Raw genomic sequence first — 15,678 nt, 5'->3', positions numbered from 1 at the left:
AGTGTCGCGTCGAAAATCAGACCCGAGGCAGGCCGGCGTGTCGAATTCCACCTCCGCAACCATCGAAGACGTCGCCCGGATTGCGGAGGTCTCCATCGCCACGGTGTCGCGCGCCATCCATACGCCGGAAAAAGTTGCCAATTCCACGCTGCACAAGGTCAACCATGCCATCGCGGTCACCGGCTACACGGCCAACGCCATGGCGCGCAGCCTGCGGCTCGGCCGCTCCAACATCATTCTGGTCGTCGCCCCGGACATCGGCGACCCGAACTTTTCCAACATTCTTGTCGGTCTCGAAAACGAGGCGCGGTCGCATGGCTATGGCATCCTGATCGGCCATACGCAGAACGACCCGCAGCGCGGCGTCGAATATCTGAAATTCCTCAATTCGAACCAGGCGACTGGGCTCATCCTCTTCACCGGCGTCCTGCCTTTCGGCCATCAGGCGATGACGGCGCGTCTGCCGCCGACGGTCGGCGTGTTCGAGCCGGTCTATAATGGCGGCATTCCCTATGTCGGTGTGGACGACGTGGTCGGGGCCCGCAAGGTCGCCGATCTGCTTCTCGCCGAGGGTCACCGCAGGATCGCCTTCATAGGCGATTCCCGTACCCGGCTGTCCTACAGCCGTCGTCGCCAGGGTTACGACGAGGGGATGGAAGCCGCCGGAGTTCCGCCCGACCAGCGCATGGTGATCGAGGGCGACGGAACGATCGAGAGCGGCCGCCTGGCGCTCGAGCAGCTGTTCATGCGCAACACCTTGCCGACGGCCTTCATGTGCGTCAACGACCAGACGGCGGTCGGCGTCATGCTGGGCCTCAGCGCGCGCGGCTACGACATGCCGCGCGACTTCTCCGTCACCGGCTTCGACGACGTGCCGCAGGCGGGCTTCATGTCGCCGCCGCTCACCACCATCCGCCAGCCGCGCACCGCGATCGGCAAGCAGGCGATGGCGTTGCTCCTCAACATGCTGTCGGGTGCCAAGGCGCCGGAAGAGGAAATCCTGCTGATGCCGGATCTGGTGATCCGCAACTCGGTGGCGCCGCCGCGCAAAACCCAGCCCTTGCCGACACGGGTGCCCGCCGGCAGCGATTGATCGGCCGTTCGTGATCGCGCGTCCTAACAGGACGGACTTGGAATTGGCTTCCATCTGCCCCATCTTCGGGTCTTGAAGAGAAGGGCTAGAGATGGACGCGTCCCCGCCGATCCGATTTGACAATTCCTATACGCTGCTGCCGCCGCGGTTCTATGCGGAGGCCCGCCCTGCGCATGCCAGCGAGCCGCGGCTCTTTGCCTTCAACCATGCGCTGGCCGAGGAACTGGGGCTCGATGCAAACTATCTGGCTGCGCATGGCGCTGATGTCTTTTCCGGCAATGAGCAACTGCCGGGCGCGGCCATGGTCGCCCAGGTGTATGCCGGTCACCAGTTCGGCCATTTCGTTCCGCGCCTCGGCGATGGCCGCGCCATGCTTGTGGGCGAGGTTGTCGACCGCAAGGGCAACCGCCGCGACATCCATTTGAAGGGGGGCGGTCCAACGGCCTGGTCGCGCAACGGCGACGGACGGGCCGCACTCGGACCTGTCATGCGGGAATATATCGTGTCGGAGGCCATGCATGCGCTCGGCATTCCGACGACCAGAGCGCTGGCGGCCGTCACCACCGGCGACACGGTCTACCGCGAGACGAAGCTTCCCGGCGCAGTCTTCACCCGCGTTGCCGCCAGCCATATCCGTGTCGGCACCTTCCAGTATTTCGCCGCCCGCCAGGACGAAGAGGCCCTGCGGCTACTCGCCGACCACGTGATTGCCCGCCACTATCCGGAACTGGAGGGTGAGGAAGACCGCTACGCCCTGATGATCGAGGCGGTCTGCCGACGCCAGGCGTCGCTGATTGCCGAATGGATGCGTGTCGGCTTCATCCATGGCGTCATGAACACCGACAATATGGCGGTCTCCGGCGAGACTATCGATTTCGGTCCCTGCGCCTTCATAGACGCCTTCAGCTTCAACAAGGTGTTTTCCTCGATCGACGCTCATGGCCGCTACGCCTATGCCAACCAGCCGACGATCGGCCAGTGGAATCTCGTGCGCTTCGCCGAGGCCGTCCTGCCGCTGCTGAATACCGATATGGACAAGGCCGTCGAACGCGCCAATCAAGCCATCAAGGTGTTCGGCGACAGCTTCAACGACCGATGGCTGGAGGTGTTGCGCGCCAAGATCGGCATCGTGACGCCGGGCGAAGGCGATTTCGATCTGGCGCAGAAGCTCCTGAAGCTGATGGAAGATGGCCGCGCCGATTTCACCCGCACATTCCGAGCACTTGCCGCCAGCGCCGTGTCTCCAGTCGCGGATGCCGGTTTTGCTGCCGAGTTCATCGACCGCGAGGCGGCAATGGCCTGGCTTGCCGAATGGCGCGCCTATGTCGATGGCGACGGAATTGCGCCGCAAGACCGCGCCGCCGCCATGCGCCAGGTCAACCCCGCCTTCATTCCCCGCAATCACCGCATTGAGCAGGCGATCGTCGCTGCACGGGAGGAGGGGGATTTCTCCCTGTTCGAGGCCCTGATGCGCGTTCTGGCCAACCCTTACGAGGATCAGCGGGACTTCGCCCGCTACGCCATGCCGCCGATGCCGGACGAAGAGGTCGCGCGCACATTCTGCGGCACCTGACCCGCAATCGCATTTGATTCTCAGGTAGGCGTTGCCTTTTCCCCTGCCGCTCGCGATAAATTCGTCGACCGTGCCGCAGAAGGGGAAGACCATGTCCGACGATCATCTCGATTATCTCAAGGCTCGCTATACCGGCGAGAACGAAAAGGCCATTCACGACGAGCATTTTAGCAAGATCGTCGGCAAGGTGATCGACAAGAACGGCAAGCGGGCCGCCCCCTATACCGGCCTGCCGACCTTCCTCGATGCGCCCTATCGGCCGATCGACTGGGCCGATCCGGATTTCTCCGGGCTGGACGTCGCGATCATCGGCATGCCGATGGATCTGGCGATATCCAACCGCAACGGCTGCCGCTTCGGACCACGCGCCCTGCGCGCGATCGAGCGCATCGGGCCGTATAACCATGTGCTGAAAGTTGCCCCGACGTTCGAACTGAAGGTCGCCGACGTCGGCGACGTCAGCTTCCGCAGCCGCTACGACCTGATCGGCTGTCACCAGGATATCGAAAAGGCGATCGATGCGATCATCGCCGGCGGGGCTCGGCCGCTCTCGGTTGGAGGCGATCATTCCATCTCATTGCCCATCCTCCGCGCGGTGGCCAAGAAGCATGGGCCGGTCGCCATGATCCACATCGACGCCCATTGCGATACTGGCGGGCCGTATGAGGAATGCCGTTTCCACCATGGCGGCCCTTTCCGTCATGCGGTGCTCGAAGGCGCACTTGATCCGCGCCATACCATCCAGATCGGCATCCGCGGCTCGTCCGAGATGCTGTGGGAGTTCTCCTATGATTCCGGCATGACGGTTATCCATGCGGAAGAACTCAACACCCTTGGCCTCGATACGGTGATCGCCCGGGCCCGGGATCTGGTCGGCGACCGGCCGGTCTACGTCTCCTTCGACGTCGACAGTCTCGATCCGGCCTTTGCGCCAGGCACCGGAACACCGGAGATCGGCGGTATTACGACGCGCGAAGCGCAGGCACTGCTGCGCGGATTTGCCGGCCTGAACATCGTCGGCGGTGACGTGGTCGAGGTCGCGCCACAATACGACGCGACAACCAACACCGCCCACGCGGGTGCCCAGATGCTGTTCGAGATCCTGTCGCTGATGTGCTGAGCGACGATTCGCGTCGGCAACAATTCAGCAAATTGCAAATGTGATCGGGTGCCCAATTTGGTCGCGCATTTCGTGTTTTGATAAGTGTTCGCGAGATTGTTCGCGCCTTTGTGGCATACCGGAGGTCATGCAGTCGGCGACGGAGACAAATTTCCGGCGCCGACCTCACCGATACCGGCAATTTTAGCTAAAGGTTTTAAACGATTTGCATAATGCGAAATTCGTGCCGGGTTGCAGCATTGCCGCCTTGCGCGGCCTGATAGGCTTTAGGCCCATCTGGATGCGGCGGCGGTCCGGACGCGAATCGCACTGCCTTACACTTGACATATTGCACCGCAATATTTTTCGGACCAGTTTTCTGGTGCCTGTCGTTATGACACGGCTTCATATCGTCAAGCATAATCGGAAAGGCATATCAGCAGACTTTTGATCTGAGCATTGAACCCTTTGGGGAAGGTCTCTTGCGGTCGAAGCGCGCGCCTAACGCGCCAAACCCCGGATTACCTGCGTGAGAGGGAATAATATGGATAATTCCGAATTCATTCGTGTGTTGATTTTGGACGAAAACCCGGTCTTGGCGGACGGGTTGGCATCACTCCTCAACTCAACCAAGAACTTGAGGGCCGTAAGGCCGTTTGACACGATCGATGACATATCGATCCAGGTAACAAGGTTGCGTCCCGACGTGCTCGTGACGGATCCCGAGTTTCTCGAACGATCCGTTCCCGATGGCCTTGACGCCGTCAGGGACGCCTGTGTTCAGACGCGTGCGCTCGCCTATTGCTCGGCAATGGACCCGCATTCGTCACGCCACTACATGAAGCTCGGCTATGCCGGGGTTCTGCCCAAGACCGCGTCGGTCCAGAAAATCCTGAAAGCCATAAACGTCCTCGGTCACGGAGGGCTGCTTGAGCCGCCCGAAGTGGCCGAGCCGATCACCTATCGTGCAGAGAGCACCGGGTTGACGGAGGCCGTGGCGGCCAGTTCTCCACGCGGTCCGTTGACCGACCGGGAAGAAGCGGTCCTGCGATATGTGGCGATGGGGCTGGCGACCAAGGAAATTGCGGCCGATATCAGCCTCAGCCAGAAGACGGTTGAGACCTACAAGTCCAGGGCGGTCAAGAAGCTCTCATTGTCGAGCCGCTCTGAAATTGTGCAATACGCCATCAGGAACGGCTGGCTGGGTTAACCAAAAGCATTCCGACACATAGCGACGCCGCTGACGGTCACGAACCGACAGTGGCCATTTTGCGTTGCACAATTATTAGGCTAAATGATTGATTTTTTTGCCTAATTATCGTCAAAAAATTTCGGGTTTTCCTGACAAGCATCAAGCTATTCCTGACTTCCTCCCTACAAATCGAGGCGCTTATCTAAGAGCAGACTGAAGCTCTGTTAACCAAGATGCGCGGCGCCTCGATAGCGTCCGCAGCAGCTGAGAGGTGGATGGCGATGGCCAGAATAAGCGTGTTCGGAATCGGTTATGTCGGTGCGGTGTCGGCGGCATGCCTAGCCAATGACGGCCATCAGGTCGTGGCGTGCGACGTGGATCCCGAAAAGGTGAGGGCCATCAATTCCGGTAGGACGCCGATCGTCGAGCGCGGGCTCGGCGAGATGATAGAGAAGGCGGTCGCTGAAGGGCGGCTGACGGCGACCACTGACACGGCCGAAGCGGTGGCTGACACCGATATCTCCTTCGTCTGTGTGGGAACGCCGAGCGCCGCGGATGGATCCGTCGGTCTCACCTATGTGGTGTCGGCATGCGAAATGATCGGCGCCGCGATCGCGGCCAAGGGTGCATTCCATTCGGTCGTGATCCGGTCGACCATCGTTCCCGGCACCATGGACACCGTCTGCGTCCCCGCGCTCGAAGCGGCCTCGGGCCTGAAGGCGGGATCCGACTTCGGTGTCGGCTACTATCCGGAATTCCTGCGGGAAAGCACGGCGATTGCCGACAATTACGACCCTGGCCTGATCGTCTTCGGCACGCTCGACAAGAAGACGGACGAAATTCTCCACGAGATCAACGCCAAGCTGCCCTGCGAGTGCCATTCCGTCAGCCTCGCGACGGCGGAAATGATCAAGTACACCAGCAATTCCTGGCGTGCCGTGAAGGTCACCTTCGCAAACGAGATCGGTAACATCGCCAAGGCGTCCGGCGTCGACGGCCAGCTGGTCATGAAGATCCTCTGCTCGGACCTGAAGGTGAACATTTCGCCTTACTTCATGCGTCCCGGTTTCGCGTTCGGTGGCTCCTGCCTGCCGAAGGATGTTCGCGCCCTGCGCCATCTCGCGTCTGAAAAGCATGTCAGCTCGCACCTCCTCGATGCCGTGCTGGAGGCCAACCAGGCGCAGATCGCGCGTGCCGAAACGATGGTATCCGAGCTTGGTGGCCAGACGATCGGCATGGTCGGCATCAGCTTCAAGACCGGCACCGACGATCTGCGCGAAAGCCCGCTCGCCAAGCTTGCCGGACGGCTGATTGACAAGGGTTACGACCTGAAGATCTACGATCCCTTCGTGCAGACGGCCTTCAGCGAAGGCATGAGCGGCGCCGGCCGCGGCAATGACGCGGTTAACGACCTCTCGAGCCGCCTGGTTGCCGATGTCGGCGATCTCATCAAGGGCGCCGATATCATCCTCGTCGGCAATCACTACGAGGAGGCGATGCCGCTCCTCATGGAACACTCGCTGAACGTGCCGATGGTGGATCTTCTGCGCATCCGCCCCGAGATGCGCTCGCACGGCACCTATCAGGGCATCTGCTGGTAAGGGGCGCGACAATGACACTGCCCGGCCACATCCTCTATCTGCTGGCGATCGCAGCCCTTGCGCTTTGCGTCCCGAATTCGCCGTTCGACAATTATTCGGGCGCGCTGATCACCGTCGGAACGATCGGCCTGTGGCGATATGGCTGGGCAGCCACCAACATCGTTCGCGCGATGTACTACCAGAAGGTCGCCTATCCCCGCCGACGGGCGGCGGCAGAGGCGGAATATCAGCGGCGCGGCAAGCGCAACCACGCCTTCTTCCTCGTTACCACCTACAAGATTCCCGCCGAAATCTCCGCCCGCGTCTACCGCAGCGTCTTCGAGGCCGCGTATCGGGCGAAAGGCGGAGCATCAGTCATCGCCTCCATCGTCGATGAATCGGACCGCCGGCTGATCCGCCAGGTCATGACCTCGGTCATGGCAGAACAGGGTGCGGGCGCACCGGCCGTGCATCTGCAGATCGACAAGATCCCCGGCACCGGCAAGCGCGATGCGCTGGCCACGTCGCTGCGCTCCATCGCCGCCCTCAATCCCGGCCGCGACGACGTGATCCTCCTCGTCGATGGCGACAGTTGCGTTCCCGTCGACGTCGTCGATCGCTCCATCCCTTTCTTCACCGATCCGGCGGTCGGTGCCGTGACGACGGATGAAAGAAGCGAAACCCAGGGCAGCCGGCTTTTCCGTGACTGGTTCGAGCTTCGCTTCGCCCAGCGTCACGTCATGATGTCGTCAATGTCGCTCAGCGAGCGGGTGCTGACGCTGACCGGCCGCATGTCCGTCTTCCGCGCCAGCCTCGCCACCGAGACCGGCTTCATCGACATGGTCCGCAACGACTACATCGACCACTGGCGCCTCGGCAGGGTGCAGTTCCTGACCGGCGACGACAAGTCGACATGGTTCTGGCTTCTGAAGCGCGGCTACAAGATGCTCTACCTGCCTGACCTTCTGACGACGGCGATCGAAACCCAGCCGAAGCCGGGCTTCTTCCAGTCCGCCGGCGTGCTGATGATCCGCTGGTTCGGCAACATGCTACGCACCAACGGTCGCGCGCTGAGGCTCGGCCCGTCGCGCATCGGTTCCTTCACCTGGTGGTCGATCCTTGACCAGGCCGTGTCGATCTGGACGACGCTTGCCGGTCCCGCCAGCGTCCTGCTCGCCGCCGTTTTCGTCAGCGCCTGGATCCTCCCGGTCTATCTCTCGTGGGTCATGCTGACGCGATATGTCGCCTGCACCATCATCATGGGTGCCCGCGGCCGCAGCTTCCCGATCAGCTACCCCTTCCTTCTCTACTTCAGCCAGATCGGCGGCGCCTTCATCAAGAGCTTCGTTCTCTTCCGCCTCGATCGGCAGAAATGGACCCGTCAGACGACCGAAGGACGCGGCGCCGCGCAGGGCATCGCCCAGCGTTGGCGGGCGGCAGGCTCCACTCACATGCATGCGCTGGCCGTTGGCTGGCTGGTCCTCGGCATCGCCTATATCGGCGGCCTCATCTGACACGAAAGGATAGTCGACAATGGATATTGAAAATACTGCTCCCAAAGGTATTTCCGTGCAGTCCGACGTTGAACCGGGCTTCAGCCCGATGCCGCTCGACAATGGCAGCGAACACCCGTCCGTACGCATTCCTTTCCGCGCCATCATCGACGGGCGGCAATATACGGGCTCCAGCATTTCGCTGGTGAACGCGCATGTCGCCGGCCTGTCCGGACCTGAACTGGATGGCCAGAAGCGCCTCGCCGTCCTGCGTTTCGATTTCAGCGGCTACGCGATCACCTTGCCTGTCGAGGCCCGCATCGCCAGGGCCCAGAGCGAAACCGGCGAAATGCGCCTCGATTTCACCCACCCTACCGGCGATCATCTTCCGGCGCTACGTTACCTCCTGAACTCCTACATCGCCGGCGACATCATGTCGGTCGACCGGATTATCGGCCTGCGCGACAAGGCATCCGGTCAGGAAGCCAGGAAGGGTGCGGCGGCGTCTGGTATCGGTGGCGGCGCGCGCCGGTTCGCCCGCTTCCTCGCCACATCCGTCCTCACCCTGGCGCTGGCCGGGATTGTCGCCAATCTCGCCTACACCCGCATCTTCTCGCACGAGGTGCCGCAGCTCGGCATGGTCGCTGGCAACGGCGAAGTCCTGCGCGCCGTGGCGAGCGGCCAGATTTCCTACCTCAACACGGCGGCCGCCAAGGGCGACGTCGTCTACTCGCTGCGGTCGAATTCCGGCGACACGCTGAATGTCACCATGCCCTGCGACTGCAAGGTCCTGCCGGGCAAGATCGCGGAGGGCGCCACCGTTCTCGCCGGCGATCCGGTGGTTGAAGCCGTCAGCGGCAACGTCGAGCCGGTGGTGGAGGCGACCATGTCTCCGGATCTGGCCAAGATGCTGATCAACGGTTCGCTCGCCGAACTGCACTTCTCGGATGGTCGCGTGTTCTACGCCAAGCCGGCCGATGCCCCGGACGCCTTCCGCCCCACAGGTCGCGAGCATGAAGTTGACGTCCGCCTCGTGCCGGATGCACCGATTGCCGATGAAGCGCTCGGAACGCCCGTCTCGATCCGCGTCGTAAATGCCACCGCCATGAAACTGAAGAACAGGGTCACCCGGCTCATCAACCAGATCCCCGGCCAGGTCTGATTTCCCGGGCGGTGGATCTCCATCGCCGGATCGGACCCGAAGCCAAATGAACAGGAGAAGACGATGCAGACCATTCACCCATTGATCCTTTGCGGCGGTGTCGGCACACGGCTATGGCCGCTGTCACGGACCGAGCACCCCAAGCAGTTCCAGCGGATCGAGGGCACCACCGGCCGCACATTCTTCCACGCCACGATCGAACGCCAGCGTCAGCCCGGCTTCAGCGATCCGATCGTCGCCGTCAGCAGCGCCCATGTCGGCACGGTTCTCCAGCAGCTGCACGAGCTGAATTGCCCGGCGAAGATCATCGCCGAACCCCTGTCACGCAACACCGGTCCCGCGGTTCTGGCAACCGCCCTGACACTGGCCGAAACCCAGCCGGACGCGCTGATGTGCGTCCTGCCGTCCGACCACATTGTCCGCGGTGATCTGGCCGCATGCGTTCTGGCCATGCGGCCCGCTGCCCAGAGCGGCCGCATCGTTCTCTTCGGTGTGCAGCCGGAATATCCGGAAACCGGATACGGCTACATCGTCGATGGCGGCCTCCTTGAGGATGTGCCCGGCGCCCGCAGCGTTGCGAGCTTCGTCGAGAAGCCGCCCTTCGATGTGGCGAGCCGGCTGATTGCGTCGCGAAATGCGTTGTGGTCCTCGGGCATCAGCCTGTTTCGCGCCGATGTGCTGATCTCGGAGTTCCAGCGCCTCGATCCGGCGACTCTCGCCGCCGTTCGCGCCTCGCTGGCATTGGCCGAAGAGACGGACCACGCCATCTTCCTCGACGCGGACTCCTTCTCCGCGGCCACCAACCAGCCGACGGAATCGATCATCTTCGAGCAGTCGCCGCTGACCGTCGTTGCCCCGCTCGCCGTGCGCTGGAACGATGTCGGCGCCTGGAGCGCACTGCACCAGATTGCCGACAAGAACGAGGACGGCAATGTCATCAGCGGCGATGTGGTGTGCATCGATTCCCGCAATTCCTACATCCGCGCGTCTGACAAGCTGATCGCCGTCGTCGGCATGGACAATGTCGTCGTCGTCGATACCGACGACGCGTTGCTGGTCACGTCCCATGACAAGGCTCAGCAGGTCAAACAGGTGGTCAAGCAGCTGGAGGCGATCAAGCGGCGCGAACTCATGCAGCACGCCCGCAACCAGATGACTTGGGGCGAGGTGCGCCGCATTCAGGAAGGCCCCGGTTACGAGCTTCGCCTGATGACGCTGCGTCCCGGCACCGCCATCACCTTCTCCGAGGATCCGGAATCCCACCGCATGCTGACGATCGCCGAAGGCCGCGGCGTCTTCAAGGGCGATGCCGGCACCAAGCCGCTCTCGACAGGGGAGACGCTGGAAATTCCGATGGGCGCCAGCGGCGTCATCTATTGCAGCCCGGAAGAGCCGATGCAGATTGTCGAAGTCTGCTGCAGTGTCGCGGTCGAAGCGGTCGCGGCGCAGGCTGCTTCGCTGCAGATGGCCGGCGAGTAAGGGGAGCCCGGTATGATTGCCCGCCCCACTGTTCTCGCGCTGATCGGCGCCTTGCTCGCCACGGCCTCCCATGCCGCCGGTCCCGACGACCGCCGCCACATGGAGGATCTGTCGCGGCAGGTCGCCAATATCGCGGCAGTCGCGCAGCTCGGCGAGCTGCCGGCGGCCGAGGTGGGCAACATGGCCAAGGGACCCTACGCCATGACGCCGGCCATGCTCGGCGTCCTGCAGGGCAGGAAGGCCGCACCGATCCTCAAGCTCGGCGAAGCGGTCGGCGCTGGAGAGGTCGACAGCGTCAAGGTCGATTTCGTCCTCGCCCAGCTCCGCATGCAGATGGGTGCGAACTATCACCTGCAGCTGCGCCAGGCTCTTCCTTCCCGCGAGGCGCCGACGCTCTTCGTGCGGGGCGGACGCATGACCCTGAAGGAACTGGTGGCAGCCGGGGCAAAGGTCGATCCAAGCGCCCTGGTCGCGCAAGACGGCAAGGTTGTCGCCCACTGGCCGATCATCGTCTGGTCTGATGCCGAACTCGTGCTCGAGCCGGGCGACAATCTGCGATTGGACGATGCCAATGGCGTCTTCCTGTTCAATGCCGGCCTGCTGCGCGCCGACGGCGCAACCGTCGCCGGTCTTGGCAACGGCAATGCCCGGCAGGAAAAATTCCGCCCGTTCATCACAACGGCGCTTACCGGCGGCATGCAGGTCAGCGGCACGCATTTCTCCAACCTCGGCTTTGACGGCTACTCGGCCATGGAAGGCGTTTCGCTGATCGGCGGCGCAATCTTCCCGTCGAAGATCCGCTCCTATGTCGTCGGCAGCGTCTTCGACAATGCCGGAACGCTGACCTTCCGCAACGCCAGGGACCTTGTCTTGCAGGGCAACACCTTCCGGGCGATGACCGGACCGGCGGTCGAGCTCAATCACGTCGAACGCGCCAGGATCGCGAGCAATCTGATCTCCGGAACCCGCACGTCGCATGGTATCAGCCTCAAGGGCGGCACCTCGGAAGCGACAATTGGCAGCAATATCGTCATCGACAATGCCGGCAGCGGCATCTTTGCAGCAAACGGTACGCGATTACTTACCATTGAGGGCAATCTGCTCGCCGCAAACCGGGGCGGCGGTATCGGACTGGTGCGTTCCGTCTGCGCCGATCTTGAAGGCAACACCGTCTTTCGCAATGGCCAGTCCGGCGTCAAGCTGAGGCAGACCTCCTCCGTGACCATCTCCGGCAACGATCTCGTCGGCAATGACGGCATGGCGGTCTCTGTCGTCCAGCAACCGATGTCCGGCGACCTGTCGATCAGCAGCAATGTCTTCGACGGCAACAAGTCCGGCCTGTTCGGCGCCGCCGTGCGCTCCGTCGCGCTCACCGGCAACGACTTCAGCGCCCAGATGCCGATCCTCTTCGACGGTGAACTGGCGCGCTTCGTTCCCGCTCTCCTGAAGTCCGATGCCGGCTTGCAAGGCGCGGACATGACACTGACCGGCAATCCGCTGCCGAGCCAGATGGATGTGTCGGGCATTTCACCCTACGGCCTGGAAACCTGCGATCTGGGAGACAGAAGCTAATGGTCTTTTCATCCGAAACATTCCTGTTCCTGTTCCTGCCGCTGTTCCTGGTCGTCTATTACCTGACGCCGGACCGCTTCAAGTCCTGGACAATCCTCATCGGCTCTTATGCCTTCTACGCCTGGTGGCGGGCGGATTTCCTCGTCCTGTTCATCGCCGTCACCGCCTGGGCCTATGCCTGCGGCCTGATGATCGAGAAATGGGAAGGGCAGGTGCGGCAGAAGATCCCGTTGATCCTCGGTGTGGTCGGCTGCCTGTCTGTTCTCGGCATCTTCAAGTATCTCAACTTCTTCATCGACAGCTTCGCCGAACTGCTCGGCACGACGCCGGACGACCTTGGCGTTCACTGGCGGCTGATCCTGCCGATCGGCATTTCCTTCTACATCTTCCAGGCCGTCGGCTATGTCATCGACGTCTACCGCAAGGATACGCCCGCGACCCGCAATTTCGTCGACTTCGCGGCGTTCATTGCGCTGTTCCCGCAGCTGATCGCCGGCCCGATCCTGCGCTTCCGCGACCTTGCCGACCAGTTCGAGTCCCGCACGCATAGCCTGGCGATGTTCTGCTCCGGCATGTACGTCTTCACGATCGGCCTATCGAAGAAGGTGCTTCTCGCCGATGCGATCGCGCCGATCGCCGATCATGCCTTCGGCGTGCCGGGCGTCACCATGACGGAGGCCTGGCTGGGTGCGGCCGCCTACACGCTGCAGCTCTATTTCGACTTCTCCGGCTATTCGGACATGGCGATCGGCCTTGGCCTGATGATGGGCTTCAAGTTCATGAAGAACTTCGACACGCCCTATGTCAGCACCTCGATCACCGAGTTCTGGCAGCGCTGGCACATCAGCCTCTCCACCTGGCTGCGCGATTATCTCTACATTCCGCTCGGCGGCAACCGCAAAGGCAAGCTGCGCACCTATGTCAACCTGATCGTGGTCATGCTGCTTGGCGGTCTCTGGCACGGCGCCAACTGGACCTTCGTGATCTGGGGCGGATGGCACGGGTCATGGCTCGCGGCCGAGCGCGCCACCGGCTGGAGCAAGGTCGCCAGGAACTACGCCTTCGCCCTGCCGCTGACCCTGCTGATCGTGATGATCGGATGGGTGATGTTCCGGGCGACCGGCGTCGGCGATGCGATCACCATGTATCAGGGCATGCTCGGCCTTAACGGCTTCATGCCGCGGCTCGACTTCCTCGCCAATATCAGCGCCGAACACATCGTGTTCCTGGGGGTGGCCTTCATGGTGGCGGCGACCGAGCGACACTTCAAGGAGCCGGCCTTCGACAAGCTCACCGTCAGCGGTGACGGAACCGCCGTGCTCGACACGTCGCTCGCCTATTCGCTGACGATGACGGCGCTGATGGTGCTGTCGATCGCCAAGCTCTCCGAGCAGAGCTTCTCACCCTTCCTCTACTTCCAGTTCTGACGCGAGGCGACCATGGTCAAGATTTCCAAAACCTATGTGAACGCCCTGCTTCCGGCAGTCTTCTTCGGCTACGCGATCTATGCCAACGCCGATCTTCTGATGACGCCGCCGAAGGAGGAAGACTCCAAGCCGCTGTCGGTTTCCTATTTTGTCGACGGCGACGCCACCAAGGACATGGATCACCTCTACAAGACCTCGCTTCCCCATCGGGAGGTCGCGATCGGCGTCGTCGGCGCGGCCCGCTATGCGCTTCTCGGTGCCGGCCGCGACGGCGTCGTCGTCGGCAAGGACGGCTGGCTCTTCACAGAAGAGGAATTCCGGCCGATCTCGGAGGCCGACATCGAGGATGCGGTAGCCCGTATCGCCGAGGTCCGTGATGAGCTGCGGGCGGCGGGAAGTGAGCTGGTCGTCGTGCCGATCCCGGCAAAGGCGGACGTCTATGCCGAACATCTCGGCACGATCATGTCCGGCGATGCCATCCGCAACGCCTATGGGACATTCAACACATCCCTGAAGGCCGCGGGAATCACGACCGTCGACAGCCGGCAGGCACTGATCGCCGACAAGGAAAAGGCAGGCGTCTTCCTGCAGAGCGACACCCACTGGACGCCCGATGGGGCGCAGGTCGTGGCCGGAGCGATCGGGCAAGCCGTCAACGGTGCCGGCCTCGACTTCGCGAAGGAAGAGGTCAAGGGCAAGACCGAGAAACCGGTCGAGTTCTGGGGCGACCTCACCAAGTTCATCACCTCGCCGGACTATGCGGCGACGGCCGGCCTGAAGCAGGAAAAGGTGCCGCTCTTCCGCGCCGAGTTGCAGAAGGAAGATGCGGCGACGGACATCTTCGGCAGCGATGACGCGGGCGTTCCGGTCGTTCTGGTCGGCACCAGCTACAGCGCCAACGAAAACTGGAGCTTCCAGGACTTCCTCGAAATGTCGATGTCAACCGACGTCCTCAACCTGGCGAAGGAGGGCATGGGGCCGGGCGTGCCGATGCTCGACTTCCTGAAGAGCGACACGTTCAAGTCGACGCCGCCGCAGCTGGTCATCTGGGAGTTCCCGGTTCGCTATCTCAGCCAGGACATTCTCTGGAAGCGCGCGGATGAGCCGGCGTCGGCAAGCGTTGCCCCGGATCCCACCAAGGGAGGCAAGAATGCCTGAGCGCAAACCGACACGCTGCGGCGCTCTCGTGCTCGCAACGCTCTTCGCCGCCACGATGCTGGCGGACGGTCCGGCGCAGGCCCGCTCCGCAGGCGGGCCGAAGAAGCCGTGGGCGAAGTACACGCTGCAGGACATGATGGATCCGAACTTCGACAAGGACAGCGTCAACAAGCCGAAGTCCAAGACCCGCCCGAAGACGCACACGGTAAAGACCGGCCCCGGCCGGCCGGCCCTGTCTCCGCGGCTTGAGGCCGTGCGCAAGAGAGTGATCGCCCGCAAGTCGGTACCCTATTCCGATCTCCAGGCGCTTGCGGATGCCGGCGACAGCCTCGGCGCCTACAGCCTCGGCAAGTCGATCATGGCGAGGGGAAAGCCGGAACTCCTCAGCCATGCGCTGCACTATTTCGCCTTCGCCGCGATGTACGACCGAGACTATGCGGTCTCGCCCATGGTGCAGATTCTGGCCCAGAAGAACGCGACCATGGAGCCGGCGCATCTCCGGCAGGCCGAAAAGGCGCTGCTGCGCCAGGCAACGGATGGAAACGACAAGGCGCTGGAATCGCTCGTCCGCTTCTACCGGCTCGGCGAGCCTTTTGGCTCCAAGCCGAAAGAGGCGACCGAGCTTCTCGAGGCGAGGGCCGGCAAGTCCGATGCCGCCGCCGCTTACCAGCTTGCCGTCCTGCTTTTGTCCGGCGACGGCAGCCAGGACCCGGAATCACGGCAGGAGGCGGTCAGATATCTCAACATTGCCCAGGAGGGCGGCAATATCGGCATCCGCGCCGCCGCCTTCAATCTGATCCAGACCTTGTCCGACGAAAAGCCCAACGACGATCAAGACAACAAGGTGTAG

The 15,678-nt window shown here is 62.6% G+C and carries 12 protein-coding genes; all 12 read left to right on the top strand.

Going from position 1 to position 15,678, the window contains the following annotated elements:
* Nucleotides 1-37: 37 nt before the first annotated feature.
* Nucleotides 38-1,093 (top strand): LacI family DNA-binding transcriptional regulator, encoded by a 1,056-nt coding sequence (locus NN662_RS18835; protein WP_261931742.1) that lies wholly within the window; start codon nt 38-40, stop codon nt 1,091-1,093.
* Between the two features lie 91 nt (nt 1,094-1,184).
* On the top strand, nt 1,185-2,666 hold the full coding sequence (locus tag NN662_RS18830) for a protein adenylyltransferase SelO (protein WP_261931741.1): 1,482 nt from the start codon (nt 1,185-1,187) through the stop codon (nt 2,664-2,666).
* Between the two features lie 91 nt (nt 2,667-2,757).
* Nucleotides 2,758-3,786: an agmatinase gene (gene speB / locus NN662_RS18825; RefSeq protein WP_261931740.1), complete on the top strand. Its 1,029-nt coding sequence runs from the start codon at nt 2,758-2,760 to the stop codon at nt 3,784-3,786.
* Nucleotides 3,787-4,459: 673 nt separating this feature from the next.
* Nucleotides 4,460-4,975 (top strand): response regulator transcription factor, encoded by a 516-nt coding sequence (locus tag NN662_RS18820; RefSeq protein WP_261931739.1) that lies wholly within the window; start codon nt 4,460-4,462, stop codon nt 4,973-4,975.
* Nucleotides 4,976-5,238: 263 nt separating this feature from the next.
* Entirely contained in the window at nt 5,239-6,558 is a 1,320-nt protein-coding gene (locus NN662_RS18815; protein ID WP_261931738.1) for a nucleotide sugar dehydrogenase, read from the top strand.
* Between the two features lie 11 nt (nt 6,559-6,569).
* The gene (locus tag NN662_RS18810; RefSeq protein WP_261931737.1) at nt 6,570-8,051 is read left to right on the top strand and encodes a glycosyltransferase family 2 protein; all 1,482 of its coding nucleotides are present in this window, start codon (nt 6,570-6,572) and stop codon (nt 8,049-8,051) included.
* A gap of 19 nt (nt 8,052-8,070) precedes the next feature.
* The gene (locus NN662_RS18805; protein WP_261931736.1) at nt 8,071-9,192 is read left to right on the top strand and encodes a pilus assembly protein PilZ; all 1,122 of its coding nucleotides are present in this window, start codon (nt 8,071-8,073) and stop codon (nt 9,190-9,192) included.
* A 63-nt stretch (nt 9,193-9,255) separates the two neighbouring features.
* Nucleotides 9,256-10,671 carry a mannose-1-phosphate guanylyltransferase gene (locus NN662_RS18800; protein WP_261931735.1) on the top strand — a complete coding sequence of 472 codons (1,416 nt, stop codon included), beginning with the start codon at nt 9,256-9,258 and terminating at the stop codon, nt 10,669-10,671.
* Nucleotides 10,672-10,683: 12 nt separating this feature from the next.
* A complete protein-coding gene (locus NN662_RS18795; protein ID WP_261931734.1) occupies nt 10,684-12,243 on the top strand; it encodes a right-handed parallel beta-helix repeat-containing protein in 1,560 nt (519 codons plus the stop codon).
* On the top strand, nt 12,243-13,670 hold the full coding sequence (locus NN662_RS18790; protein WP_261931733.1) for an MBOAT family O-acyltransferase: 1,428 nt from the start codon (nt 12,243-12,245) through the stop codon (nt 13,668-13,670). Before NN662_RS18795 ends, NN662_RS18790 begins: the two co-directional genes overlap by 1 nt.
* Nucleotides 13,671-13,682: 12 nt before the next feature.
* Entirely contained in the window at nt 13,683-14,828 is a 1,146-nt protein-coding gene (locus NN662_RS18785; RefSeq protein WP_261931732.1) for an alginate O-acetyltransferase, read from the top strand.
* Nucleotides 14,821-15,678 (top strand): hypothetical protein, encoded by an 858-nt coding sequence (locus NN662_RS18780; RefSeq protein WP_261931731.1) that lies wholly within the window; start codon nt 14,821-14,823, stop codon nt 15,676-15,678. The genes NN662_RS18785 and NN662_RS18780 overlap by 8 nt, the downstream gene beginning before the upstream one ends.

The organism is Rhizobium sp. NRK18, from assembly GCF_024385575.1.
Taxonomy (GTDB): Bacteria; Pseudomonadota; Alphaproteobacteria; order Rhizobiales; family Rhizobiaceae; genus JANFMV01.
This window is presented reverse-complemented; position numbering and strand designations above follow the sequence as displayed.